The 26,566-nt window shown below is 70.9% G+C and carries 21 protein-coding genes; 17 read left to right on the forward strand and 4 right to left on the reverse strand.

The window, feature by feature from the left end; all coding sequences use genetic code 11:
* The first annotated feature begins 17 nt into the window (after positions 1-17).
* Genes OG584_RS33495 through OG584_RS33520 form a run of 6 tightly spaced genes read left to right on the forward strand, consistent with a single transcriptional unit; the run spans position 18 to position 5,208 of the window.
* The gene (locus OG584_RS33495) at positions 18-800 is read left to right on the forward strand and encodes a 2-keto-4-pentenoate hydratase (protein WP_405783467.1); all 783 of its coding nucleotides are present in this window, start codon (positions 18-20) and stop codon (positions 798-800) included.
* A 7-nt stretch (positions 801-807) separates the two neighbouring features.
* A complete protein-coding gene (locus OG584_RS33500; RefSeq protein ID WP_405783468.1) occupies positions 808-1,719 on the forward strand; it encodes an acetaldehyde dehydrogenase (acetylating) in 912 nt (303 codons plus the stop codon).
* Positions 1,720-1,745: 26 nt separating this feature from the next.
* Entirely contained in the window at positions 1,746-2,768 is a 1,023-nt protein-coding gene (dmpG, locus tag OG584_RS33505; protein ID WP_405783470.1) for a 4-hydroxy-2-oxovalerate aldolase, read from the forward strand.
* A 59-nt stretch (positions 2,769-2,827) separates the two neighbouring features.
* Positions 2,828-3,964 carry a Rieske 2Fe-2S domain-containing protein gene (locus OG584_RS33510; protein WP_405783471.1) on the forward strand — a complete coding sequence of 379 codons (1,137 nt, stop codon included), beginning with the start codon at positions 2,828-2,830 and terminating at the stop codon, positions 3,962-3,964.
* 1 nt (position 3,965) lies between these two features.
* Positions 3,966-4,166, forward strand: coding sequence for a hypothetical protein (locus tag OG584_RS33515; protein WP_405783473.1), 201 nt, complete (start codon positions 3,966-3,968; stop codon positions 4,164-4,166).
* On the forward strand, positions 4,159-5,208 hold the full coding sequence (locus tag OG584_RS33520) for a 2Fe-2S iron-sulfur cluster-binding protein (protein ID WP_405783474.1): 1,050 nt from the start codon (positions 4,159-4,161) through the stop codon (positions 5,206-5,208). The genes OG584_RS33515 and OG584_RS33520 overlap by 8 nt, the downstream gene beginning before the upstream one ends.
* A gap of 91 nt (positions 5,209-5,299) precedes the next feature.
* Here the strand turns inward: OG584_RS33520 and OG584_RS33525 are convergent, their stop codons facing one another.
* On the reverse strand, positions 5,300-6,169 hold the full coding sequence (locus OG584_RS33525) for an IclR family transcriptional regulator (protein ID WP_405783475.1): 870 nt from the start codon (positions 6,167-6,169) through the stop codon (positions 5,300-5,302).
* Positions 6,170-6,278: 109 nt separating this feature from the next.
* Between OG584_RS33525 and hsaA the strand changes: the two genes are divergently transcribed.
* The 6 genes from hsaA to OG584_RS33555 all read left to right on the forward strand — a co-directional run bounded on the left by hsaA (position 6,279) and on the right by OG584_RS33555 (position 14,648).
* A complete protein-coding gene (gene hsaA, locus OG584_RS33530; RefSeq protein WP_405783476.1) occupies positions 6,279-7,448 on the forward strand; it encodes a 3-hydroxy-9,10-secoandrosta-1,3,5(10)-triene-9,17-dione monooxygenase oxygenase subunit in 1,170 nt (389 codons plus the stop codon).
* Entirely contained in the window at positions 7,445-8,305 is an 861-nt protein-coding gene (hsaD, locus tag OG584_RS33535; RefSeq protein ID WP_405783478.1) for a 4,5:9,10-diseco-3-hydroxy-5,9,17-trioxoandrosta-1(10),2-diene-4-oate hydrolase, read from the forward strand. Before hsaA ends, hsaD begins: the two co-directional genes overlap by 4 nt.
* Before the next feature lie 14 nt (positions 8,306-8,319).
* The gene (locus tag OG584_RS33540) at positions 8,320-9,213 is read left to right on the forward strand and encodes a VOC family protein (protein ID WP_405783479.1); all 894 of its coding nucleotides are present in this window, start codon (positions 8,320-8,322) and stop codon (positions 9,211-9,213) included.
* Complete coding sequence (locus tag OG584_RS33545) at positions 9,201-9,698, forward strand: flavin reductase family protein (protein ID WP_405783480.1); 498 nt, start codon at positions 9,201-9,203, stop codon at positions 9,696-9,698. The genes OG584_RS33540 and OG584_RS33545 overlap by 13 nt, the downstream gene beginning before the upstream one ends.
* Positions 9,699-9,825: 127 nt before the next feature.
* Complete coding sequence (locus OG584_RS33550; RefSeq protein WP_405783481.1) at positions 9,826-11,514, forward strand: FAD-dependent oxidoreductase; 1,689 nt, start codon at positions 9,826-9,828, stop codon at positions 11,512-11,514.
* Between the two features lie 257 nt (positions 11,515-11,771).
* Entirely contained in the window at positions 11,772-14,648 is a 2,877-nt protein-coding gene (locus OG584_RS33555) for a PDZ domain-containing protein (RefSeq protein ID WP_405783483.1), read from the forward strand.
* A 95-nt stretch (positions 14,649-14,743) separates the two neighbouring features.
* On the opposite strand, the gene OG584_RS33560 is transcribed toward OG584_RS33555, so the two are convergent.
* Positions 14,744-17,968, reverse strand: a complete 3,225-nt coding sequence (locus OG584_RS33560; RefSeq protein WP_405783484.1) for an alpha-L-rhamnosidase — start codon at positions 17,966-17,968, stop codon at positions 14,744-14,746.
* Positions 17,969-18,340: 372 nt separating this feature from the next.
* On the opposite strand from OG584_RS33560, the gene OG584_RS33565 reads away from it, so the two are divergent.
* The 4 genes from OG584_RS33565 (at position 18,341) to cobM (ending at position 23,069) form a co-directional block, all read left to right on the forward strand.
* The gene (locus tag OG584_RS33565; protein ID WP_405783485.1) at positions 18,341-20,563 is read left to right on the forward strand and encodes a LamG-like jellyroll fold domain-containing protein; all 2,223 of its coding nucleotides are present in this window, start codon (positions 18,341-18,343) and stop codon (positions 20,561-20,563) included.
* Entirely contained in the window at positions 20,563-20,811 is a 249-nt protein-coding gene (locus tag OG584_RS33570; RefSeq protein WP_405783486.1) for a DUF6332 family protein, read from the forward strand. Before OG584_RS33565 ends, OG584_RS33570 begins: the two co-directional genes overlap by 1 nt.
* Before the next feature lie 240 nt (positions 20,812-21,051).
* Positions 21,052-22,323 carry a precorrin-6y C5,15-methyltransferase (decarboxylating) subunit CbiE gene (cbiE, locus tag OG584_RS33575; RefSeq protein WP_405783487.1) on the forward strand — a complete coding sequence of 424 codons (1,272 nt, stop codon included), beginning with the start codon at positions 21,052-21,054 and terminating at the stop codon, positions 22,321-22,323.
* Entirely contained in the window at positions 22,320-23,069 is a 750-nt protein-coding gene (cobM, locus tag OG584_RS33580; RefSeq protein ID WP_405783488.1) for a precorrin-4 C(11)-methyltransferase, read from the forward strand. Before cbiE ends, cobM begins: the two co-directional genes overlap by 4 nt.
* 75 nt (positions 23,070-23,144) lie before the next feature.
* Here cobM and OG584_RS33585 read toward each other — a convergent pair whose 3' ends face one another.
* Positions 23,145-24,263 (reverse strand): cobalt-precorrin-5B (C(1))-methyltransferase, encoded by a 1,119-nt coding sequence (locus OG584_RS33585; RefSeq protein ID WP_405783489.1) that lies wholly within the window; start codon positions 24,261-24,263, stop codon positions 23,145-23,147.
* 11 nt (positions 24,264-24,274) lie between these two features.
* Between OG584_RS33585 and OG584_RS33590 the strand changes: the two genes are divergently transcribed.
* Positions 24,275-25,024, forward strand: coding sequence for a cobalt-precorrin-6A reductase (locus OG584_RS33590; protein WP_405783491.1), 750 nt, complete (start codon positions 24,275-24,277; stop codon positions 25,022-25,024).
* Between the two features lie 40 nt (positions 25,025-25,064).
* Here OG584_RS33590 and OG584_RS33595 read toward each other — a convergent pair whose 3' ends face one another.
* The gene (locus OG584_RS33595) at positions 25,065-26,564 is read right to left on the reverse strand and encodes a precorrin-2 C(20)-methyltransferase (RefSeq protein ID WP_405783492.1); all 1,500 of its coding nucleotides are present in this window, start codon (positions 26,562-26,564) and stop codon (positions 25,065-25,067) included.
* Positions 26,565-26,566: the final 2 nt, after the last annotated feature.

Below are 26,566 nucleotides of genomic sequence, written 5' to 3' on the forward strand. Positions count from 1 at the left end.
ACTGCGGAGGACCGCCCATGCTCACGGCCAGTGAACGGCAGACCGCCGCCGGCGCGCTCGGCGCGGCCGAGCGCGACCGGCGGCCCATCGCCCCGCTGACCGAGCTGTTCCCGGAGATCGGCACCGAGGACGCCTACGAGATCCAGCTGCTCGGAATCGGCCGCAGGCTTGCCGCCGGAGCGGTCGTGCACGGCCACAAGGTGGGGCTCTCCTCGCCCGTCATGCAGCGCATGATGGGCGTCGACGAGCCCGACTACGGCCACCTCCTGGACGACATGCGGCTGCCGGACGACCGGCCCGTTCCCGTGGACCGCTACTGCGCGCCGCGGATCGAGGTCGAGGTCGGTTTCGTCCTGGGCGACGACCTGCCCGGCGAGGGCTGCACCACGGCGGACGTACTCGCCGCCACCGAGCGCGTCGTCCCCGCCATCGAGCTGATCGACAGCCGCATCGCCGACTGGCGCATCACCATCGCCGACACCGTCGCCGACAACGCCTCGTCCGCCGGGTACGTCACCGGCGAAGGCCGCGATCCGCGCGAACTGGACCTCAAGGCCATCGACGCCGTCCTGCGCCGCGGATCCGAGCAGATCGCCGCGGGCCGCAGCGACGCCGTACTCGGCGACCCCGCGGCCTCCGTCGCCTGGCTGGCCCGCACGGTGGCCCGCTTCGGCGTTCCGCTGAAGAAGGGGCATCTGGTGCTGCCCGGTTCCTGCACCCGGGCCGTCGACGTCGAGGCGGGCCGGACCTACACCGCCGATTTCACCGGGCTCGGCCCGGTCTCGCTCTCCTTCATCTGAGGTGATGATGACCAACAGGACCAAGGCGACCGCCGCCATCGTCGGCTCCGGCAACATCGGGACCGACCTGCTGTACAAGCTCCTGCGGTCCCCGCACATCGAGCCCCGCTGGATGATCGGTGTCGATCCGGCGAGCGAAGGACTCGCCCGCGCCCGCGCCGCCGGCATCGAGGCCCGCCCCGACGGAGTCGGTCCGCTGCTCGACGGCGACGAGCGGCCCGACCTCGTCTTCGAGGCGACGTCCGCGGCCGTGCACCGGGCCAACGCCCCGCGCTACGCCGAACTCGGCATCCGCGCCATCGACCTCACCCCGGCCGCCGTCGGCCCGGCCGTCGTACCGCCCGCGAACCTGCGCGCCCATCTCGACCAGCCGAACGTCAACATGATCACGTGTGGCGGCCAGGCCACGATCCCGATGGTCCACGCCGTCTCACGGATCGTCCCCGTCCGGTACGCGGAGATCGTCGCGTCCGTCGCCTCCGTCTCGGCGGGACCCGGAACCCGCGCCAACATCGACGAGTTCACCCGGACCACCTCCCGCGGCATCGAGGACATCGGCGGCGCCGAGCGCGGCAAGGCCATCATCATCCTGAACCCCGCCGACCCGCCCGTGATGATGCGCGACACCGTCTTCTGCGCCATCCCCGAGGACGCCGACCGCGACGCCATCACCCTCTCCGTCAAGCAGGTCGCCGAGGACGTCGCCTCGTACGTGCCCGGCTACCGGCTGCGCTCCGAGCCGCAGTTCGACGACCCCACCCCGGAGAGCGGCGGCATGGCCCGCGTCGCGGTCTTCCTGGAGGTGGAGGGCGCGGGCGACTATCTCCCGCCGTACGCCGGGAACCTCGACATCATGACCGCCGCCGCCACCAAGGTCGGCGAGGAGTTCGCCAAGGCGCTCCTCGCACCCGGCCGCTGAGAAGCAATCAGAAGCAGGAGTACCAGATGCCCTACTCGGACACGCTCGACATCCGCGTCACCGACTCCTCGCTGCGCGACGGATCGCACGCCATGCGCCACCGGTTCACCGTGGAGCACGTACGGTCGATCGTCACCGCGCTCGACGGCGCCGGCGTCCCGGTCATCGAGGTCACGCACGGCGACGGACTCGGCGGATCCTCCTTCAACTACGGCTTCTCCGCCACCCCCGAACAGGACCTCATCAAGACCGCAGTGGACACGGCGCGGCAGGCCCGGATCGCCTTCCTGATGCTCCCCGGGCTCGGCGTCAAGGACGACATCCGCGCCGCCCACGCCAACGGCGCCGCCATCTGCCGTATCGCCACGCACTGCACCGAGGCGGACATCTCCGTCCAGCACTTCGGACTGGCCCGCGAGATGGGCCTGGAGACCGTCGGCTTCCTGATGATGGCGCACTCCACCACGCCCGGGACGCTCGCCCGGCAGGGCCGCATCATGGCCGACGCGGGCTGCCAGTGCGTGTACGTCGTCGACTCGGCCGGTGCGATGGTCATGGACGACGTGACCGACCGGGTCGCCGCGCTCGTCGCGGAACTCGGCGACGACGCGCAGGTCGGCTTCCACGGCCACGAGAACCTCGCACTCGGCACCGGCAACTCGATCGCCGCCATCCGGGCCGGAGCGCTCCAGATCGACGGCTCGACACGGCGGCTCGGCGCCGGCGCGGGCAACACCGCGGTGGAGGCGCTCGTCGCCGTCTGCGCCAAGATGGGCATCCGCACCGGCATCGACGTACTCAAGATCATCGACGCGGCCGAGGACGCCGTCCGCCCGGTGATGGACGACGAGTGCCGCCTCGACCGGCTCGCCCTGCTGATGGGACACGCGGGCGTCTACTCCAGCTTCCTCAAGCACGCCTACCGCCAGGCCGACCGGTACGGCGTGTCCGGCGCCGAGATCCTGCTGCGCGCGGGGGAGCGCAGGCTCGTCGGCGGCCAGGAGGACCAGCTCATCGACATCGCGCTCGAACTCTCCGCCGGCCGCTGACGCAGACCCCCCGCGGAGCAGCCAGTCCCGACGCGTCACCACCACCAAGGAGGCACAAGATGACCGCAGCAAGCGAAGAAGTCCGCGTCATTGAGGCGGCCGCGCCGCCCGCCCGCTTCGCGCGGGGCTGGCACTGCCTGGGCCTCGCTGACTCCTTCAAGGACGGACAGCCGCACGAGGTCGAGGCGTTCGGCACCCGGCTCGTGGTCTTCCAGGGCCAGGACGACGGTGAGCTGCACGTCCTCAACGCGTACTGCCCGCACATGGGCGGCAACCTCGCCCAGGGCACCGTCAAGGGCGACGCCGTCGCCTGCCCGTTCCACGACTGGCGCTGGTCGGGCAACGGCCGCTGCGCGGGGATTCCCTACGCGCGCCGGGTGCCGCCGCGTGCCCGCACCCGCGCCTGGACCACCGTCGAGGAGAACAAGCAGCTCTTCGTCTGGCACGACCCCGAGGGGAACCCGCCGCCGCCCGGTGTCACGGTCCCGCGCATCGAAGGGGTCTTCAGCGACGAGTGGAGCGACTGGAGCTGGAACGTCCTGCGGGTGGAGAACTCCAACTGCCGGGAGATCGTGGACAACGTCGTGGACATGGCGCACTTCTTCTATGTGCACTACTGCTTCCCCACGTACTTCAAGAACGTCTTCGAGGGGCACACCGCCACTCAGTACATGGAGAGTTCGCCCCGCGGTGACGTCGACCTGGGCACCCTCAGCACCGAGGGCGTGCTCCGCTCCGACGCCTCGTACCACGGCCCCTCCTACATGATCGACTACATGTGGAGCGATGTCGGTGCGGACGTGGACATGGAGAGCGTGCTGATCAACTGCCACTACCCGATCGACTCCGACAGCTTCCTGCTGATGTACGGCGCGATCGTCAGGAAGCTGCCCGGTATGACGGACGAGCAAGCGGCGGAAGCCGCCCGGCTCACATCGGACGGCCTCGCCGTCGGCTTCGAGCAGGACGTCCACATCTGGAAGAACAAGACCCGCATCGACAACCCCCTCCTCTCGGAGGAGGACGGTCCGGTCTACCAACTGCGCCGCTGGTACGAGCAGTTCTATGTGAACGCCGGCGACGTCAAGGACGAGATGACCCAGCGCTTCGAGTTCGAGATCGACACCTCCCGCGCAACAGCCGCGTGGCAGCGCGAGGTCGACGAGAACGTGGCGCGCCACCGGAGCGAGGGCTGACATGACACCGGTCGAGTGCGCGGCCTGCGGCAATCAGGTCCTGTGCGAGAAGTTCTCCACGGCCCACACCTCCGTGCAGTGGACGGCCGATGCGGCGGAGGTCTGCGCCGAGTACCGGGACCCGATGCGTACCTGTGCGGCGCTGCGCGACAGCATCGACCGGGCCGTCGGCGACGGGCGGCTGGCGGTGGCCGATGCCTGAGCTGCCCCAGGTGCCGGCGGCCCGGACGCACCGGGTCCGGGTCACCGAGGTGGTGGCCGAGACGGCCGACGCGCGCTCGTTCGTGCTGGCCCCGGCCGACGGCGTACTCGCCTACCGGCCGGGCCAGTTCCTGACGCTCAGACTGCCCGGCCCGGACGGCGGAGCGGCCGCACGCTGCTACTCCCTCGCCAGCTCCCCGCACTCCGGCGAACCGATGAAGATCACGGTGAAGCGGGTGGCGGGCGGCCACGGCTCCAACTGGCTCTGCGATCACATCGGTGTGGGCGACGAACTGGAGGTGCTGGCCCCGGCCGGCACCTTCGGCTCCGGCCCGCTGGACGGCGATCTGCTGCTGGCGGCCGCGGGCAGCGGTATCACCCCGGTGATCTCCCTCGCCAAGGCGGCACTGGCAGGGAGCCAGGGGCGCGTCGTGCTCCTGTACGCCAACCGCGACGAGAGCGCGGTGATCTTCCGGGACGAACTGCGCGCACTCGCCGCGGCCCATCCCCGGCGGCTGCTCGTCCTGCACTGGCTGGAGACGCTCGACGGCCTGCCGTCCGCGGACCGGCTCACCGCGCTGCTCGGCCCCTATGCGGGCCACCGCGCGTACCTCTGCGGCCCCGCGCCCTTCATGGACGCGGTGGACGAGGCCCTGCGCGCGGCGGGCGCCGCCCCCGCCGCCATCCACCGGGAACGCTTCTTCTCGCTCACCGGGGACGTCTTCCGTACGTCCCCGGCCGCAGCCGCCCAGCCCGCGGCGGGCGGTGCCGCCTCCCGGGCGGTGGTCGAGCTGGACGGCGAGACCCACGACGTGACGTGGGGCGCCACCACCCCGCTGCTCGACGCCCTGCTCGCGGCGGGGATCGACGCCCCGTACTCCTGCCGCGAGGGCTCCTGCGCCGCCTGTGCCTGCCGGGTCGTCGAGGGTGAGGTCACCGTGGTCCACGACGACGTCCTGGACGACGAGGACCGCGCGGACGGTTACGTCCTGGCCTGCCAGGCGCTGCCGGCCAGTGAGCGGATCAGCATCAGCTACTCCTGACCGGCCGCCGCCGGACCGTCCCCGGGCCCCGCCCGTCCGGACGGCGGCCTCCCCGCCCGCTTCTCCCGCGCACGGCCCCAGAACCCCGCCGTCACATCCAGTCCGCGAACCGCATCCACGACATCATGTTGTCCATCTCGGCAGGGTCGATGGGCGGAGCCACCACGGGCTCGGGCGACGATGCCGGGGCAGGGGCCGTGCGCGGCCGGGCCTCGGCGCGGCCCGGTCCGAAGAGCGAGCGCCACACCGCCCGGGACGTGGCCAGCACCACGGGAGCCAGCCGCTCCAGCTCGCGGTGCGTGCCGTTGCCGCAGATCGACACCGACGCGATCGCCCGCCCCGCGCCCCGCAGCGGCGCCGCCACGCACGAAACGCCCCGGAACGCCTCCTCGACGTCGAACGCCACACCGCGCTCCCGGATCCGCGCCAGCTCCTGATGGAACGCCACAGGCCGCGTGATCGTGCGGGCGGTGCGCGGCCGCAGCCCAGCCCGCACCGTCTCGGCGACGAGCGACTCTTCGCTGAACGCGAGGATCGCCTTGCCGGTCCCCGTGCAGTACGCCGGCTGCCGGCCGCCCACCCGCGAGGGCACGCCCCCGTCCTGGGCGCCGCCGATCCGCTCCAGATACACCACCTCGGGTCCGTCGAGTACGGCGAGGTGCGCCACGTGCCCGGTGGACTCGTGCAGCGCGTGCAGATGGGGCAGGGCCGCCCGGCGCAGCCGGTTGTGGTGCGAGGCAAGGGCCCCGAGCTCCAGCATCCGCATGCCCAGCCGGTAGTCCCGGCCCTCCCGGTCCAGCCAGCGCAGACGGACGAGCTGATCGAGGATGCGGTGCACCGACGAGCGCGGAAGACCCGAACGGTGCATCACATCGGTCAGCGTCAGCCGGGGTGCGGGGCCTTCGAAAGCGCCCAGCACCAGCGCGGCCTTCTCCAACAGTGAGGGTGGCTGCTCTGCCATGCCGTGAGGCTTCCACGGTTCCCGCTCAGCGGGAAGAAGGTATTTCGTTTCGGAATAGTAAAAGCGTAGGTTCCTGGCACTCATCCAGGACGACCGAGAGGGGATGCGCATGAGTGCCGACGAGGTTCTCGCCGCCGTACGGGCCCTTGCCCCGGCCCTGCGCGAGCGCGCCGCCGAGACCGAGGCGCTGCGCCGCGTGCCGGACACCTCCATCAAGGAACTCGCCGAGACCGGCTTCTTCCGGCTCCTCCAGCCCAAGGCTTACGGGGGCTTCGCCGCACACCCCGCCGTCTTCTACAGCGCCGTCAGAGAGATCGCCAGGGCCTGCGGGTCCACCGGCTGGGTGGCCTCGGTCGTCGGCGTCCACCCCTGGCACGTCGGTCTGTACGACCGGCGCGCACAGGACGAGGTGTGGGGGCCGGACAACCGGGCCCGCATCTGCTCCTCGTACGCCCCGACCGGCAAGGTCACCCCCGTCGACGGCGGCTTCCGGATATCCGGGCGCTGGCGCTTCTCGTCAGGCTGCGACCACGCCGACTGGGCCCTGCTCGGCGGCATCATCAAAGACGACGAAGGTAAGCCCGTCGATATGCGCACCTTTCTGGTGCCGCGCACGGAATACCGTATCGACGACGTCTGGGACACCGTCGGACTCCGCGGCAGCGGCAGCAACGACATCATCATCGAGGACGCGTTCGTCCCCGACCACCGGGCCCTCAGCTTCGGACCGGTCACCGCCCTGCAGGCCCCCGGGTGCCGGCACAACCCCGAACCGCTCTACCGCCTGCCGTACGCCTCGGTCTTCACCACCACCATCTCCACCCCGGTGATCGGCATCGCCGAAGGCGCGTACGACAGCTATGTCGACGCCACCCGTGAGCGGATCCGCGTCTCGTACGGTCAGCAGGTCGCCGAGGACCCCTTCGCACAAGTGCGCATCGCCCGTGCCGCCAGCGACATCGACGCATCCTGGCTCCAGCTCGTCCGGAACATCACGGAGCTGTACGAGTGCGCCGAACGCGGCGAGGAACTGCCGACCGCGCTGCGTACCCGCACCCGCCGCGACCAGGTGCTGGCCACCGAGCGCGCGGTCGCCGCCGTCGACCTGCTGATGGAGAACGCCGGCGGCAGCGCCATGCGGACCGGCGGCAATGCCATCCAGCGCGCCTGGCGCGACGCCCACAACGCCCGCGGCCACGCCGCCAACGACCCCGAGCGCGCGCTCGTCCTCTTCGGCCGTGGAGCCCTCGGCCTCGACACCCAGGACACGATGCTGTGATCGACGACGCCTCCACCTCACGCACCGCCGAAGCCGCCGGACTCACGCTGCACTACCACGAGGCGGGCCCCGCAGGCCCCGGCGCGCCCGTCGTGATCATGCTGCACGGCGGTGGTCCGGGCGCCTCCGGCTGGTCAAACTTCGGCGGCAACCTGCCGGTCTTCGCCGAGCACTTCCGCACCCTTCTCGTCGACCAGCCCTGCTTCGGCGCATCCGACAAACCCGAACTCGACAAGGACTTCTTCAGCTACAGCGCGGACGCCGTGGCCGCCCTGATGGACGAACTCGGCATCTCCCGTGCCCACTTCATCGGGAACTCGCTCGGCGGCGGCACCTCCGTACGGATGGCGCTCGACCATCCGGGCAAGGTCGACAAACTCCTGCTCATGGGACCCGGCGGGATCTCCCTCAACCTCTTCGCCGCCGACCCCACCGAAGGCATCAAACGGCTCTTCGAGTTCAGCGCCGCGGCGGAGCCGACCAAGGACCAGCTGCGCACCTTCCTCACCACCCTCGCCTACGACCCGGCCATCGTCACCGACGAACTGATCGAGGAGCGCTGGGTACAGGCCACCGGCCCCGGCGCCAAGCTCGGCAACGCCCGGATGGCGGCCTCCTTCGCCAACCCGGCCTGGCAGCAGGACACCATGCTGTGGCGCGAGGCCCACCGCATCACCGCGCCCACCCTGCTCACCTGGGGCCGCGAGGACCGGGCCAACCCGCTCGACGGGGCACTGGTCGCGCTCAAGGCGATCCCCGACGCCCGGCTCCACGTCTTCCCGCACTGCGGCCACTGGGCGCAGACCGAACAGGCCGACGAGTTCAACCGGCTCGCCGTCGACTTCTTCACGCACTGAGAGGCACCTGGGTCATGGAAATTCGCGCACTGGGCTATCTGCGTCTGGAAACCGCCAGGTTCGACGAATGGAGTGCCTTCACGCTCGGCGTCCTCGGCATGATCGAGGCACCCGGCTCGACCGAGGACACCCTGCGGCTGCGCCTGGACGACCGCGCGCACCGCATCACCATCGTGCGCGGCGCCACCGACCGGCTCCTCGCCGCGGGCTGGGAGGTACGCGACGCCGCCGCGCTCGCCACCGCCCGTACGGAACTCGCCGCGGCCGGGGTCGAGGTCGAGGACGCCAAGCCGGACGAGCTCGCCGACCGGCGGGTGCAGGGCATGTTCCACTGCCAGGATCCGGCCGGCAACCACCTGGAGATCTTCTGGGGCCAGGCACAGGACCACACCCCTGCCGTCACCCCGTACGGCAACCGCTTCGTCACCGGAGACCTGGGCCTGGGCCACGTGGTGCTCCCCGCCCCTGCCATCGAGGAGGCGTACGACTTCTACGAGGGGCTGCTCGGCTTCACGCTGCGCGATTCGATGCGGCTGCCCGCAGCGATCGTGCCCGGCGCCGCCGGCGGCCGCGATTTCCACTGGATGCACTTCATGGGATGCAACCCCCGCCACCACAGCCTGGGGCTCTACCCGGGCCTGATGGAGCCCGGCATCGTGCACTTCATGGTCGAGGTGGCCACGCTCGACGATGTCGGCCGCGGGCTGGACCGCCTCCACGCGGCCGGCATCCCCGTCGCCTCCACCCTCGGCCGGCACACCAACGACCTGATGGTGTCCTTCTACGCCCAGGCTCCTGGCGGCTTCCAGGTCGAGTACGGCACCGAAGGCCGCCTCGTGGACGACACCACGTGGGTCGCCAAGGAGATGACGGCCGACAGCTTCTGGGGCCACCAGTGGAACGGCTGACCGGGCAGCCGGCCCCGGCTGTCTTCCGCGAGGTACTCGGCCGGTTCGCGAGCGGCATCACGGTCGTCGCGTCCGCCGACGGCAACGGCAGGCCGGTGGGCCTGGCCTGCCAGTCCTTCGCCTCGCTCTCCCTCGACCCGCCGCTCGTCATGCTGTGCGTCGGCAAGAGGTCGACCAGCTGGCCCCTCGTCGCCGGCACCGGCCGGTTCGCCGTCAGCGTCCTCGCCGAGGAGCAGCGCGAGGTCTGCGCCGCGCTCGGCAGCCGCGGCGGCGACAAGTTCGACGGTGTCGGCTGGACGGCTTCGGAGCACGGCACCGTACGGATCGACGGCGCCCTCGCCACCGTGGACTGCGCGCTGCACAGCGTCCAGGAGGCGGGCGACCACCTCGTCGTCACCGGAGAGGTGCTGGAACTGGCCGCCCGGCCGGACGGATCACCGCTGCTCTACTTCGGCAGCGCCTACGCGGCAGGTGACTTCCGATGAACCCCGGCGCGTGGCACCGCGGCGCGGAGCGGCCCGACGGCCGCGTCCGGCCGCCGCGCACCACAGCCGTGAAACGTGACCGGGCGCCGGCAGCGACCGGCGCCCGGCCGGAGAGGAAAACCGCCCCATGAACACCCGCTGGGACCACAGTTACGACGTGGTCGTCGTCGGATCCGGCGCCGCCGGACTCGCGGCGGCCATCACCGCACGGCTGCGCGGCCTGACCGCCCTGGTGATCGAGAAGACGGAGCTGTACGGCGGCTCGACCGCCCTGTCAGGCGGCGCGATCTGGGTACCGGGCAACTTCCATCTGGACGCCGCTGGGCTGGGCGACACCCCGGCCAAGGCGCGTGCCTACCTCGATGCGACCGTCGGCGACCGGGTGCCCGCCGAGCGCAAGGACGCCTATCTGGAGCACGGCCCGCGCATGGTCCGCGAGTTCCACGACCGCACCACGGTCCGGTTCGCCTACACCCCCGGCTACTCCGACTACTTCCCCGAGGCACTCGGCGGCTACCCGCAGGGCCGGTCCATCGAGCCGCTGGTCTTCGACTTCAAGAAGCTCCCGGCCGACCGCCGCGCCACCATGCGCCGGGCCGGCCTGCCCACCTACGGGCTCACCATCACCTCGTACGACTTCCGCTTCCTCAACATGGTCGCCCGCACCTGGAAGGGCCGGAGGACCTCGCTGAAGGTCGGCATGAAGGCGGTCGGCGCGCTGGCGTCCGGCGCGAAGCCGATCGCACTCGGGGAGGCCCTGATCGCGCGGATGCGCCAGTCGCTGGACGAGCTCGGCGGCGAGCTCTGGCTCTCCACCCCGCTCACCGGTCTGGTGGAGGAGGACGGCCGGATCGCCGGCGTACGCGCCGAGCGCGACGGCTCGCCCGTCACCATCCGGGCGTACGGCGGCGTCGTCCTCGCCTCCGGCGGCTTCTCGCACGACCAGCAGCTGCGCGAGAAGTACCTGCCCGCGCCCACCTCGACGGCCTGGACCTCGGCGTCGGACGGACAGACCGGCGACGCGCTGCGTCTCGGTGTCGAGGCGGGCGCCGCGACGGACCTGCTCGACAAGGTGTGGGGCGCACCGTCCGTCGTACCGCCCGGCTCCGGCGAGAAGCCTTTCTTCCTCGTCGCCGACCGGGGCATCCCCAGCATGGTCATCGTCAACGGAGCGGGCGAGCGGTACGCCAACGAGGCGGCCCCGTATCACCAGTTCGTCGACGAGATGTACGCCAACGACCGCCCGGACGCCTCCACGGTGCCGTCCTGGCTGATCCTCGACGCCCGGTCCAAGGCCCGCTACATCTTCATGGGGCTCTTCCCGGGACAGTCCTTCCCGAAGGAGTGGCTGGCGAGCGGTTTCGTCAAGAAGGCGGGCACGCTGTCCGAACTGGCCGCCCGGATCGGAGCGGAACCGGAACGGCTGCGCACCACCATCGGCCGGTTCAACGGCTTCGCGCGAACGGGCCGTGACGAGGACTTCCAGCGGGGCGAGAGCGTATACGACCGGTACTACGGCGATCCGACGCTGCTCAACCCCAACCTCGCCCCTCTCGACAAGGCCCCCTACTACGCCATCCCCGTCCACCCGGGCGACATCGGCACCAAGGGCGGTCTGGTGGCCGACGGGTCGGCGCGGGTCCTGCGCGAGGACGGCTCCGCCATCAAGGGGCTGTACGCATCGGGCAATGTGTCCGCGGCGGTGATGGGGGAGACCTATCCCGGCCCCGGAGCGACCATCGGGCCCGCCATGGCGTTCAGCTGGGCGGCCGTGGCGGAGATCGCGCGGGAACTGAAGGGCGTACGACGGCGGTGATCCCGGCCGGGCTGTGCGGGGGGAGGGGGCGGTCGACATGACCGGCCCCTCCCGCTTTTCGCACAGTGTGCAGTCGATACATCGGACAACTGGACTCCAGAGTAGCGAGATTGACCCGGCGTCACACCTCTTGACACCTGGATGGGGTGAATAGCAGAGTTCCGCCGACCGTTGAGTTCATCGATACATCCGATGAAAGTTCATCGAGGCAGAGATATCTGCTGGACAGTCCGCCCTACCGTGGCAGGGAGTCAGAAGTGCACCGAAGCTCGGACACCGGACCAGGAGGCAGGGCCGTCCCGAAACGGCGGCTCGCGACGGCGGCGGTCCTCACGGCCCTGACCGTGGCCGCGGCCCCCACGCTCACCGCGGGGACCGCGACCGCGGCCCGCACCCCGTCGGTCACGAACATCTACGTGTCGGCCTCCGGGAGCGACCGGAGCTCAGGGCAGTCCACCCGCACACCCCTGCGGACCCTGGCGGCCGCCCAGCTCTCCGCGCGAAAGGCGGCCAGGTCGGGCCGCCCGGTCCACGTGTGGGTCCGCGGCGGTACCTACCACCTCACGTCCACCCTCACGTTCGGCGCCGCGGACTCGGGCAGCGCGGCCGCCCCCGTGACCTACTCCTCCTACCCCGGCGAGCGGGCCGTGCTCAGCGGCGGCCGCAGGGTGACGGCCGCGTGGACCACCGACCGGCACAACAGCGCGGTCCGGGTCGCGGACATCGGGGCGCACCACAGGATCGACGGGCTGTTCGTGGACGGCGCCCGGCAAGTGCTCGCCCGTTACCCGAATTTCGACCCGGACACGGCCGTACTCAACGGCTCGACCACCATGGCCAACCTGAACACCCGTTCGGCACAGTGGAAGACCCCGGCCACCGGCGACATCCGCGGGCTGCACTCCTCCCACTGGGGCGGCAATGACTACACGATCACCGGACGCAACGAGTCGGGCCTGCAGCTGAAGTGGGTCGGTGACAACAACCGGGGCGGTGACGTGGACACCGCGCACGTCGTCGCGGAGGGCGAATTCGAGGAACTCGACGCGCCGGGCGAGTGGTTCTACGACAAGGACGCCGGGAAGCTGTACATGATCCCGCCGGCCGGCGTGGACCTCAACAGGTCCCCCGTGGACACCGCGGAACTGGACGAACTCGTCCGGGCCGAGGGCCCGTCGGCCAACCGCCCCGTCCATGACCTCACCTTCGACGGGTTCACCTACACCGCGACGCACCGGACCCTCTTCGACACACCGTACGAGCCACTGCAGCTCGGTGACTGGGCGGTGGCACGGGCCGGCGCCGTCCACATCAAGAACGCCAGGAACATCACGGTCTCCGGTTCCTCCTTCGCCCAGGTCGGAGGAAACGGTGTCTTCATCGACGGCTACAACAAGGACGAGGCCGTCACCGCAAACAGCTTCGCCGGCTCAGGCGCCAGCGATGTGCAGGTGGTGGGCTCCACCGCCGCTGTCCGGGACCCCTCGACCTGGGCGCACATGGTCGATCCCCCCACGGACCTGACCCCCGGACCCAGGACCGACGACTACCCGCGCGACATCGACGTCAGCCACAACAGCATGGCGGACATGGGCCGGTTCGAGAAACAGAGCGCCGGTGTCAACATCTCCATGAGCAGCCGGGTCACGGTCGCCCACAACACCATTCACGGCAGTCCCCGGTCCTGTGTCAACGTCAACGACGGCACCTGGGGCGGGCATCTGATCCAGTACAACGACATCTTCGACTGTGTGAAGGAGACGTCGGACCACGGGCCGGTCAACGCGTGGGGCCGGGACAGGTACTGGCCCATCGCCGGGCCGAGCGCCAACCCCAGCGCGGAGTCCGACGCCCTGCAGAAGAGCTACTCGCTGCTCGACGCCGTGCGGCCGATCACGATCAGCAACAACCGGATCTGGCACAACAGCGAATGGGCCGTCGACCTCGATGACGGTTCGAGCAACTACGTGGTGAAGAACAATCTGCTGCTGGGCGCGGGCATCAAACTGCGCGACGGTTTCAAGCGGACGGTCACGAACAACATCCTCGTGGGCGGATCGGTCTACGAGCAGATCTCGCACCGCGACAACGGTGATGCCATCACCCGCAACATCGTCCTGGCGGATACGCCCTACTCACTCACCGGCAGCGACCCGGCCGCCGCGAAGTACACGGCGGACCGCAATCTGTTCTGGGACAACGGCCGGGCGGTCGCACTGTCGGACATCTGGGGCGCCAGTGGTCTGGACGCCCACTCGGTTACGGCGGACCCGCGGTTCGCCGGTGGATCGCCGTGGGAATCGCCCGGTATGACGGACTACACGCTGCCCGCGGACTCTCCCGCGACGGCTCTGGGATTCGTCGACTTCCCGATGAACCGGTTCGGCACCGGGAGGAAGGGGGAGGCGACGCCGCCCCCCGTCAGCTGGCCGGCCGCCCCCGCACCGGACACGGTGATCGAGACCCAGCCCGAGCCGCTGATGGGCGCCACGGCCCGCCAGGTGTACGACAAGGCCACCCAGTCGGCCGTCGGCCTCGGCGACTTCGACGGGCTCTACCTCCAGAGCGTCCCGTCCGCCTCCTATGCCTACGGACAGGGGTTGCGCTCCCTCGATGTGATCCGGGAAGTGAACGGGACCGGAGTGACGGACCGCGCCAGCTTCTGGGCCGTCTACAACAAGCTGGCTCCGGGCAGCACCCTCACCCTCGGGGTGTGGCGCGCGCAGTCCTCCACCACCGTCACTCTGGTCAAGCCCACCGGGCCGCAGGAGTACAACAACACCGCGGGCGTCAGCTACACGGGGACCGGCTGGGGATGGCGGGGCGCCGAGGCCGGCGGCCAGGGCTCGTTCCAGAACGACATCGACGCCACCACCACCGTCGGTGACTCCTTCACCTTCACGTTCCATGGCACAGGAGCCGACTTCCTCACCGAACTGAACGCGGACGAGGGAGCGATCGACATCTCCGTCGACGGGGTGCACCGGGAGACCGCCGACGCCACGAGCGCATCCCGCCAGTACCAGCAGAAGCTCTGGTCGGTCAGCGGTCTGCCGGCGGGGGTGCACACTCTCACCGGAGTGATGAAGAGCGGGCAGTACATGATCGTGGACGGGTTCACCGTACGGAGCTGAGCTGAGCTGAGGGGCGGGCCGGGCTGGCCGGCCCGCCCCTCGCCGCCGGCCGGGCCGGAACGCGTCCGGCCGGCGGCAATCCGGCCGCCGGCAGCTCAGCCGGAGGAACGGACGGCGAAGGTGTGCGTCCCCGATCCGGTGCGGAAGACGGCGCAGCCGTCCTCGGTCCGCAGGAACTCCGCCTGTCCGTGGTCGACATCGGACGCCCGGTCCGCGGCGATCCACACCTCAGCGGACGTGTTGGCCGGCAGTGACACCGTGAGGCGGAACCCTCCGGAGGTCGTCCAGTGAGTGGAGATCGGCCCGTAGCGGGAGTCGAAGCGGCCCTCGGCCTCTGTCACCCCGCCACCGGGACGCGGCCGGATGACCGTCTTGCGGAATCCCGGTCCGCCTGGGGCGATGCCCGCGATGTTCGCGTACATCCACTCGCCGACCGATCCGTAGGCGTAGTGGTTGAAGGAGTTCATCGCGGCGTCCTGGAAGCTGCCGTCGGGCTTGATGGAGTCCCAGCGCTCCCACATCGTCGTGGAGCCCTTGTCGATCTGATACCCCCAGCTCGGGAACGTCCGCTGGAGCAGCAGGCGGTAGGCGACATCCGTGTGCCCGGTGGCGGTGAGCACGGGGAGGAGCCGCGGCGTGCCGAGGAACCCCGTCGAGAGGTGCCAGTCCCTGGCCTTGATCAGCTCGACCAGCCGGTCGGCGGCCGGCCCCCGTTCGGCGTCCGCCAGCAGGTCCATGGAGAGAGCGAGGACATAGGCGGTCTGGGTGTCACCCTTGACCCGTCCGGCGGCGGAGACGTATGCCGTGCGGAAGGCGTCGCGGATCTGCTGGAAGAGGGCTTTGTGAGGCGCCGGGTCCTTGCCCAGCGCCTCGGCCGCCTGGGCCACCAGGTCGGCACTGTGCGCGAAACAGGCTGTTCCGATGACGTCCTTGGGCGTCTCGTCGTCGGTGTTGAGCCAGTCCCCGTAGCCCTCGGCCGGCCTGAGGAGGCCCTCGCTGTGCTGCTGCAGATAGCCGATCCACTGGACCATGGAGTCCCAGGACTGCTCCAGCACCCGGGTGTCCCCGTACGCCTGGTAGAGCGCCCAGGGAACGGTGACCCCGGCGTCGCCCCAGCCCGCCGAGCCGTTGCCGATGTTGCCGACCAGGGGGGCCACATCGGTGAAGCTGCCCTCCGAGGTCTGGCTGCCGCGCATGTCGTACAGCCACTTGGTGAGGAACCGCGCCGACTCCATGGTGTACGTGGCGGTGGGGGCGAAGACGTTGATGTCGCCTGTCCACCCGAGCCGTTCGTCACGTGCCGGAGTGTCCGTGGGAACCGACAGGAAGTTGCCGCGCTGGCCCCAGGTGATGTTGCTGTGCAACTGGTTGAGCATCGGGACGTTCGTCCTGAACTCCATGGTGAACGGCGCCGATGTGTGGATGACCCGGCCGACCACAGCACTCAGCGGCGGCCGCCCCGGATAGCCCGTCACCTCGACGTAGCGGAATCCGTGGAAGGTGAACCGCGGTGCGTAGGTCTCGGTGCCGCGGCCCGCCAGGGTGTACGTGTCAGTGGCCGCCGCGGTGCGCAGGTTGGCCGTGTAGAGCGTGCCGTCGGGGTTGAGCACCTCGCCGTGGCGCAGCTGGACCGAGGTCCCGGCCTTGCCCGAGACCCGTAGCCGGACCGAACCGACCATGTTCTGGCCGAGATCGAAGATGAAGACGCCCGGCTTCGGCTCCGTGACATCACGTGCGGGGATCTCACGCTCCACGCGCGCGGGAGCGTCGACCTCCGCCACCAGCTGAGCCGTGACCTTGTCGACGACGGTGACCGGTTCCCACCCCGAGTCGTCGAAGCCGGCGCTCGTCCACCCGGGAGTCTCCCGGCGGGCGTCGTAGTGCTCACCCATCAGCAGATCGGCATCGGTCACGGGCCCCGTCGCGACGCGCCAGCCTCCGTCCGAACCGACACGGTCGGTCGTCCCGTCCGTGTACGTCACTTCCAGCTGGGCCAGTACCGCGGGTGTCTCGCCGTACTGGTGCGGACCGAACATGCCCACGTGCCCCGCGTACCAGCCGGCCCCGACGGTCAGCCCCAGCGCGTTGGTCCCGGACCTGACCAGCTTGGTCACGTCGTACGTCTGGTACTGGACGCGCCGGTTGTAGTCGGTCCAGCCCGGCGCGAGCTGGTCCTCGCCCACGCGCTCGCCGTTCAGACCGGCCTCGTAGACCCCCAGTGCCGTGGAGTACAGCCGTGCGCGGGCGACCGGCTTGCGCCGTACCGGGAATTCGTGGCGGAGCTGGACGGCCGGGGCCGAGGAAGCGGCCACCTCACCCCAGGGCGCCGCGCCCCATGCGCCGAGCGACTTCGCTGCGGACCATGAACTGGCGTCGAAACCGGCGGACGTCCAGTCGGTGGCGGGCTCCTCGGCGACCGTACGCCAGGTGCCGTCGGTGACGAAGGTCCGCGTGCCGTCCTTGGAGGTCATCTCCAGCAGGCCGAGCAGTCCCGCTGCGCCTGTCAGCGCGTTGACCGCGGCGACGGCCACCACATTGCCGCCGGGGCGCAACTGCCCGGTGACGTCGACGACAACGGGACGGCGCCAGTTCTCCGCGGGTCCGTCCGCCTCGGTGTGCGCGACCTGGGTGCCGTTCACGTACACCGTGAACGCGTCATCGGCGGTCATCACGAGGCGGGCCCGGGTCACGCCGTCGGCCACGTCCACGTCGGCGCGGAACCAACGGGTCCCCGCCGGGGCGCTGTCCGCCGGGTCACCCTCGGGGAACCAGATCCATGTCGCGCCGTGGAGCGAGGGGGAGGCCACCAGCGCGGCGGGTGCCGATATCCACTGTGCGGACCAGTCGGACGCCGCGGTCAGTCCGGTCTCCCACCAGGACGGCTCACTCCACTCGGACACCTCGCCCTTGTCGTCCCAGACACGCACCGACCAGTGGTAGCGCGTACGGGCGCGCAGCGGCGGACCCGCGTACGGCACCAGGAGTGAATCGGACGAGGCCACCCTGGCGCTGTCCCACACATCGGGTTCCGCCAGGCGCCGTGGGTCGGTCGCGACCCGGATCTGGTACGCGGTCTGCGACCGGTCCTGACCGCCGGACGCGAGCGGCCAGCTCAACCGCGGCCGTGCCACGTCGAGTCCGAGCGGCTGCCCGGCGTACTCCACGGTCGGCCCGGTGACGCGGAAGGCGTCCGCCGCGCCCTTGCGGCCTGAGGCGGCTCCGGCCGTCCCGGCGGCGCGGGCGGCCGGCGCCGCCCCCACGACCGCGGCCGCTGCCATGGCCGCTCCCGTGGTACTGAGCAGTCGTCTTCTGCTGATCATGTTCGGCTCCGTCCCGGCTCCGTCACGACTCGGCAAATGAATCGTTTCATGAACGGCGAAGCTAGGGTTGCGCCTCTGGCCTGTCAAGAGTTCTGTCCGAACTCCGGTAAACCTCTGGGATTCAATGCCTTGGGCGTTGACGGGCGGACTCAGGGCCACTAGCTTCCCCCGGTTGAAAGCATTCACTCCTGGCGGCTTCCATGGCTACCGGTTCCGGCCACACCCATGGAGTGGCAGGTGCGGCTGTCCTCCGGCAAGTAACGTGACGTACAGGGGGGTTGGAGCGCGACCCGTCCCGCTCGTCCCCGTGTGTCGTATTCCGGATGTTCCGCGGTTCTCCGGACGGAGCCCGGGTCTTCTACTGGGGGGTTCATGAAGAGATCAAGAACGCTGTCCGCCGCACTCGCCATGTCGTTCGCCACGGCCGGACTGGGAGTGATCGCGGCGCCCGGCGCTTCCGCCATCACACCGCCGGTGGCGTTCACGGCTGACGCGCTGCCGACATGGCAGACCAACGGGATCGTCTGGGCGCTCGCGCAGAGCGGCAGTGTGGTGTTCGCGGGCGGTACGTTCTCCGCGCTGCGGCCGCCCGCCGGAGTGTCGGGCAAGGCGCGGTCCGCCGTGAACTTCGCCGCGTTCAACGCCGCCACCGGCGTGCCCACGAGTTGCACCCTCTCCTTCACGGTCGGCAGCGGTACCGCCACCGTGCGGGCCCTGGCGGTGTCGCCCGACAAGAAGACGCTCTACGCCGGCGGGTACTTCGGCGCCGTCAACGGCACCAAGGTGTCCTCGCTCGCGGCGATCGACATCGCCACCTGCAAGCCCAAGACCTCGTTCCGGCCCGCTTTCGCCGCGACCGTGCGGGCGCTGACGGTGACCAAGGACACGGTCTACGCGGGCGGCGACTTCGGCACCGTCAGCGGACAGAAGCGCCAGCGGTTCGCCGCTGTCAAGACCTCCGACGGTTCCGTGCTCCCGTTCACCGCCGACGCGGACGAGCCGGGCCGCGCGCTCGCACTGACCCCGGACGGCAAGAACGCGGTGCTCGGCGGCGACTTCTTCAAGGTCAACGGTGCGGCGTCACACGCCCTGGCCGTGGTGGACGCCAAGTCGGGCAAGGTGACGAAAGCCTACCCGGGCTTCATCGAGAACAACTCGGTGGTCAAGACCCTCGACACGGACGCCACCGGAATCTACACCGGCAACGAGGGGACCGGGTTCGCCGTGTTCGACGGGCGGATCGCACTCGACGCCGGCACCCTCAACCAGCGCTGGCGCGATACCTGTCTCGGCGCCACCCAGTCCGTGAAGTCGTACAAGGGCGTGCTCTACAGCGCCTCGCACGCCCACGACTGCTCCAGCGTCGGGGAGTTCCCCAACGGACCGCGTCACCACTTCCTGGCGGAGCCCACCACCGGGACCGGCAAGCTCGGCTGGTTCCCGGACACCAACGACGGCAACGGCGAGGGGATCGGCCCCCGCGCACTGACCATCGCCGCATCCGGCTCCACCCAGTACCTCTGGTCGGGCGGGGAGTTCACCACCGTCAACAAGTCCGCGGCGCAGAGCCTCACCCGGTTCGCGTCCACCGGCGACAAGGGTGCGCCGACTGTTCCGGTGGGCGCCGCAGCCAGTGCGAAGCCGGGAGAGGTCCAGATCAGCTGGCGCGCCGCCTTCGACACCGACGACTCGAAGCTGACGTACAGGGTCTACCGCGACGGGGCCACCAAACCCATGGCGACCGTGCAGGCGGATTCACTGATGTGGGCCCGGCCCCAGGTGTCCGTCAAGGACACCGCGGTCACCAAGGGCAAGAGCTACAGCTACCGGATCACCGCATCCGACGCCGCGGGCAACACCAGTGCCAAGTCGGCTGCCGTCACCGCCACAGCCGCGACCGCCACCGAGCGCTACCCCACCGCGGTACTCGGTGACGGCGCGTCACTGTACTGGCGCTACGACGACGCCGCACAGCCGTACGTGGCGGACGCGTCGAGTGGAAACCGATCCGGGGTGGACGTCAACGCTCCCTCGCTGCGGCGGACTCCGGGAGCCGTCAGCGGCCCGTCCACCGCGCTCGGGTTCAACGGGACCAACCAGTGGGTGTACAGCGACCGCCGTTACGCCGCTCCCGTCAAGTACAGCCTGGAGACCTGGTTCAGAACGACCAGCACGTCGGGCGGGAAACTCATCGGGTTCGGCGACAACACGACAGTCGCCAGCAAGAAGTACGATAAGCAGGTGTACATGACCAATGCGGGCAAGCTTGTCTTCGGAGTGAGCGGAAGCGGGTTCAAGACACTCGTCAGCCCGAAGGCGTACAACGACGGCAAGTGGCACCAGGCCGTCGCGACCCAGGGCCCGACCGGTATGCGACTCTATGTCGACGGCCACCTCCTGGAGAGCAATACCGTGACGAAGAGCGAGAGCTCCAGCGGCTACTGGCGGATCGGGGGCGACACGCTGGCCGACTGGCCCTCACACCCCACGAGCAACTTCTTCAAGGGCGAGCTGGACGAGACAGCCGTCTACCCGGGGGTGCTCAGCGCCGCGCGGGTCGCCGACCACTACTCGCTCGGGAAGGGCACCGGATGATGAGCGGGGGAGACCAGGCCCGGCGCGACGCCAGAACGGTCGAGATCGGCTACGCGCTCGCCAGCGCGGGGTTTCTCGGCGCGGTGGCGTTCGGTGTGATCGCCGGCCCGGCGGCCGTGTGGAATCTGCCGCACCGTGTCACGACAGCACTGCTGCTGACCGGGGCGACGGCCGCCGGGCTGCTCGCCGTGGTCCGCGTGGTCCATGTGCTGCTCACGTACGAACGCGCGAGGGGCCGGAGAGGGTAGCGGGCGTCCCCTGCCGGGGCCCGCGGGGGCGGGCCCCGGCACCACCACCCTCGGTGGACCGGCGGGACACGGCCGCATGCCCTCGCCCCCGCGCCGGACCGACGGGGATTTGTGCATGTCACGGGCGTGCCATAAGAATGCGACGGCGCGCCCGCGACCAGCGGCAGGAGCACTCACTGCCGGCGGGCCCGGCTCCGTACCGCCCCGACCGCCCGATCCGACCCGTGAGGAACCCCGGCTGTGGCCCCCGCACCGCCCCCGACCCCCGCCCCGGCGCCGCACGTCACCGTCGTCGGCATCGGAGCCGACGGCTGGGACGGACTTCCCGCCGCGTCGCAGGACGCTCTGCTCAGCGCCCAGGTCCTGGTCGGCGGCGCCCGTCAACTGGCCCTGCTCCCCCCCGGATGCACCGGCGAGCGGGTCGAATGGCCCTCGCCGCTGCGCCCCGCGGTGCCCCGGATCCTCGCGGCGCATGCCGGGCGGCGTGTCTCCGTACTGGCCAGCGGCGACCCCATGTTCTACGGCATCGGGCGCGCGCTGACCGAGGTGCTCGGCGAGGGCACTGTCCACGTGCTGCCGTACCCGTCGTCCGTCTCGTATGCCTGTGCCCGGCTGGGCTGGCAGGTCGAGGACACAGAGGTCGTCACCCTGGTCGGCCGTCCCACCGCCCGGCTCACCGCGGCGCTGCACGACCGCCGGCGGGTGCTGGTACTCAGCGCGGGCGCAGCGACGCCGTCCGACGTAGCGGCCCATCTGAGCGGCCTCGGCTTCGGCGCGAGCCGGATGCGGGTCCTCGAACAGCTCGGCGGTGAGCGGGAGAACATCGCCGAAGGCACAGCCGCGGCCTGGCCGCACCCGCCCGGCGACCCGCTGAACGTGATAGCGGTCGACTGCCGCCGCGACCCCGGCGCTCCGAGAGCCGGCGCTGTACCCGGGCTGCCCGACGACGCTTACGAACACGACGGCCAGCTCACCAAGCGCCATGTACGCGCCGCCACACTCGGTGCGCTCGCACCCGCCCCGGGCGAACTCCTGTGGGACGTCGGCGGCGGTTCCGGGTCCATCGCCATCGAGTGGATGCGCACACATCCCTCCTGCCGTGCTGTCACCGTCGAGCGTGATCCCGTACGGGCCGAGCGCATCGCCCGTAACGCCGCGCGGCTCGGCGTGCCCGCGCTGCGTGTCGTCACCGGCGCAGCCCCGGACGCACTCGGCGGGCTCCCCGCGCCGGACGCGGTGTTCGTCGGGGGAGGACTGACCGTCCCCGGACTGCTGGACGCGTGCTGGGACGCCCTGCCCGACGGGGGACGGCTCGTCGCCAACACCGTGACGCTGGAGTCGGAGGCACTCCTGGCCGACCGCTACCGCAGACACGGCGGCGACCTGGTGCGTCTCGCCGTCGCGCATGCCGTACCCGTCGGGGGTTTCACCGGCTGGCGGCAGGCCATGCCGGTCACCCAGTGGGCTGTTGAGAAGAACCCGTACCGTCCCCTTCCTGGAGAAGACAGATGACCGTGCACTTCATCGGCGCCGGACCCGGCGCGGCGGACCTCATCACGGTGCGCGGCGCCCGTCTGCTCGCCGCCTGCGGCGTCTGCCTCTACGCCGGCAGCCTGGTACCGCGTGAGCTGCTCGCCGAATGCCCTCCTGACGCCCGGCTGATCGACACCGCGCAGCTCAACCTGGACGAGATCACCGCCGAGCTGGTGCGTGCCGACCGGGAGGGGCAGGATGTGGCCCGGCTGCATTCCGGAGACCCGTCGGTCTTCAGCGCGGTGGCCGAGCAGATGCGCCGGCTCGACGCGGCAGGCGTGGATTACGCGGTGGTGCCCGGCGTCCCCGCCTTCGCCGCCGCGGCCGCGGCGCTGAAGCGTGAGCTGACGGTCCCGACCGTCGGCCAGACCGTGATCCTCACCCGCGTCGCGCAGCGTGCCACGGCGATGCCGGACGGTGAGGACCTGGCCACACTCGGCCGCAGCGGCGCCCTGATCGTGCTGCATCTGGCGGCCCAGCACGCCGAGCGGGTCGTGGCCGAACTGCTGCCGCACTACGGTGCCGACTGCCCGGCCGCTGTCGTGGCCCTGGCCAGCCGGCCCGACGAGGTCATCCTCCGGGGCACCCTCGATACCATCGCGGGCCAGGTCGAGCAGGCGGGCATCCTGCGTACGGCGGTCATCATGGTCGGCCGCACGCTCGGCGCCGCAGAGTTCCGCGACAGCCACCTCTACTCGGCGGAGCGGGAGCGTCACGTCTCCTAGGCCGTGCCCGCGAAGTCGCGCCCGGCGTACGACGCCCGGTACGCAATCCCGCCGCACCGGACGAATGCCCGAGTGCTACGAACGGGCCGTGCTCCGGCCAACGACGTTGCCCGCCCGGTCGATACAGATGACATCGACCGCGACAGGTGCGCCCCGCAGTACCGCCAGTGCCTGGTCGCGGGCGGTTGCGGCCACCAGGTCGCCCAGCGGGACACCCGCCGCGCGGCACAACTGCAGGGCTGCCAGTCCGGTGTTCGCCCCGGCGACCTCCGCGGCCAGCGCTTCGCCCGCGCCGCCCCGCCGGGCCAGGCCGGCCAGGAACGCCTTGTCGACCTGGGAGCGGCCCGAGTGCAGATCGAGGTGTCCTGCTGCCAGCTTCGAGAGTTTGGCGAAGCCACCGCAGACGGTGAGCCGGTCCACCGGATGGCGGCGCACGTACTTGAGCACGGCCCCCGCGAAGTCGCCCATGTCGAGCAGGGCGTCCTCGGGGAGCCCGTACTCGGCGACGACCGTCCGCTCCGACGTGGAGCCGGTGCACCCGGCCAGATGCGTACGCCCGGCGGCCCGTGCGACGTCGACACCACGCCGGATCGAGTCGATCCATGCCGAGCACGAATAGGGCACCACGATGCCCGTGGTCCCGAGGATGGAGAGACCACCCAGGATGCCTAGCCGGGGATTCCAGGTGGAGCGGGCGATCTCCTCGCCATGATCGACGGACACGGTGATCTCGGCGTCCGCGCCGGCGCCGTAGCGCTCGGCGACGCGCGCGATGTGTTCGCGCATCATCTGCCGCGGCACCGGGTTGACGGCAGGCTCGCCGACATCCAGCGGCAGCCCGGGGCGTGTGACGGTGCCTACCCCAGGGCCCGCTCTGAACGCGACGCCCGAGCCCGGCGGCAGCCGCCTGACGGTGACGCGTACCAGTGCCCCATGGGTGACGTCCGGGTCGTCGCCCGCGTCCTTGACCACTCCCGCGGTGGCCCGTCCGTCACTCAGCTCCTCGACGGCCAGCGCGAACGACGGCGTCTGCCCCTTGGGCAGGGTGATCGTCACGGGGTCCGGGAAATCGCCGCTCAGCAGCGCGGTCCAGGCGGCCGTGGCGGCAGCCGTCGCACAGGCACCCGTGGTCCAGCCGGGCCGCAGCCCGGTGTGCTTGAGTTGGGCGCTGCGGCCACCAGTTCCCTCAGTCATGAAAGGCTCCGATGCACGTACTGATACTCGGCGGCACGACCGAGGCCCGCCGTCTTGCCGCGGCGCTGCACCCCGTCGTCCGTGTCACCAGTTCACTGGCCGGGCGGGTCGCACAGCCCGTGCTGCCGCCCGGAGAGGTCCGTATCGGCGGGTTCGGCGGGGCCGGGGGACTGGCGCAGTGGATGCGCGAGCACGAGGTCGGCGCGCTCATCGACGCCACCCATCCTTTCGCCGGAACCATCAGTTTCAACGCGGCCTCAGCCGCTGCCACCGCCCATGTTCCCCTGCTCGCTCTGCGCAGGCCCGGGTGGGTGCCGGGCAGGGGTGACGACTGGCATCCGGCGGACTCCCTGGAGCAGGCCGCCGGAATGCTCCCCGCGCTCGGACGCCGGATCTTCCTCACCACCGGAAGGACCGGTCTCGCCGCCTTCGCCGCTCTGGACGAACTCTGGTTTCTCGTACGGTCGGTGGACGCGCCGCAGCCGCCGCATCCGCTCCGCATGAGGACGCTGCTCGACCGGGGACCCTTCGCGCTGGAGGACGAGAGAGCGTTGCTGCGCGACCACGGCATCGACGTGATGGTCACCAAGGACAGCGGCGGATCGGCCACCGCCGCCAAACTCACCGCGGCCCGGGAGGCCGGCCTCCCGGTCGTGGTCGTCCGCCGCCCGGCCGCCCCCGAAGGCGTGCCGGTCGCCCGCGACCCCGGCGAAGCTCTCCAGTGGGTACGGGAGTGCCAGGCCGGAAAGTGGCCGGCCTGACCTCCGGGCCCCGGCCTGCGGGCGGCCTTCCCCCGCGGACTCACCCCTGCGGATAGCTCCGGGGAGTCCAGACGATCTCCTCACCGTCGCCCCGCCGGACCGTCCGGGTCCGGGAGGAGCCGACGAGCAGGATCGTGCGCATGTCGACATCGGCCGGATCGAGCGCGGCCAGCCGTACGATCCGCACACTCTCCTGCGGCCCGCCGATGTCGCGCCCAAGCACCACGGGGGTGTCCGGGGACCGGTGCTCCAGGAGCAGGTCGCGGGCCTTGCCGACCTGCCAGGTGCGGCTGCGGGAGCCCGGGTTGTACAGCGCCAGCACCAGATCGGCGGCGGCGGCGGCGCGCAGCCTCTCCGCGATGACCTCCCACGGCTTGAGCCGGTCCGACAGCGAGATCGTGGCGTAGTCGTGACCGAGCGGCGCACCGGCGCGGGCGGCAGCCGCGTTGGCGGCGGTCACCCCCGGCAGCACCCGCACGGGAACATCGCGGTACACGTCCTGCGCCGCGACCTCCAGTACAGCGGTGGCCATGGCGAACACGCCGGGGTCACCGCCGGACACCACGGCGACCTTCCTGCCGCGCCGGGCCAGTTCGAGAGCGAACTCGGCGCGCTCCGACTCCACCTTGTTGTCGGAGCCGTGCCGTCGCTGCCCGGAACGCACCGGGACCCGGTCCAGATATGTGGTGTAGCCCACCAGGTCGTCCGCCGCGGCCAGCGCGCCGCGGGTCTCGGGTGTGAGCCAGAGCGGTCCGGCCGGTCCGGTGCCGACCACGACGACGTCACCGTGTTCCCGTACCGGTTCGGGCGCCCCCACACGGCTCGGCAGCACAGCCACCGAGAAGTACGGCACCGATCCGGCCTCCACGCCGGCCAGTTCACCGGTACGCTCCCCGGGCATCGTGGCGCGCTCCACATAACGTGCTTCCGCCATCCGTCCCGACCGCTCGACCGCCCGGTGAACAGCGGGGAAGGTGCGGCCGAGCTTCATGACCACCGCGGAGTCCGTCGAGGCCAGACGTGCCGTCAGCTCCTCCTCCGGCAGGGTGCCGGGCAGGATCGTCAGCACTTCCTCGCCCTCGACGAGGGGCACACCCAGCCGGGCGGCGGCCGCGCTCACCGACGTCACTCCGGGGATGACCTCGGTCGGATAGCGGTGCGCCAGCCGTTTGTGCATGTGCATGTACGAGCCGTAGAAGAGCGGATCACCCTCGGCGAGTACCGCGACGGTGCGGCCCGCGTCGAGATGCGCGGCGAGCCGGGCTGCCGCCTCGGCGTAGAACTCCTCCATCGCGGCCCGGTATCCGCCGGGATGGTCGGTGGTCTCCGTGGTGACCGGATAGACCAGCGCCTCCTCGATGTGGTCGGCGCGCAGATGCCCGGCAGCGATGGACCGGGCTATGGACCGGCCGTGCCGGGCGCTGTGAAAGGCGATGACCTGCGCCTGGGAGATGACCTCCACGGCGCGTACGGTCATCAGCGACGGGTCACCGGGGCCGAGCCCGACCCCGTACAGCCGACCGGTGCTCAGCTCGCTCATGC

This window comes from Streptomyces sp. NBC_00859 (assembly GCF_045161865.1).
Classification (GTDB): Bacteria; Actinomycetota; Actinomycetes; order Streptomycetales; family Streptomycetaceae; genus Streptomyces.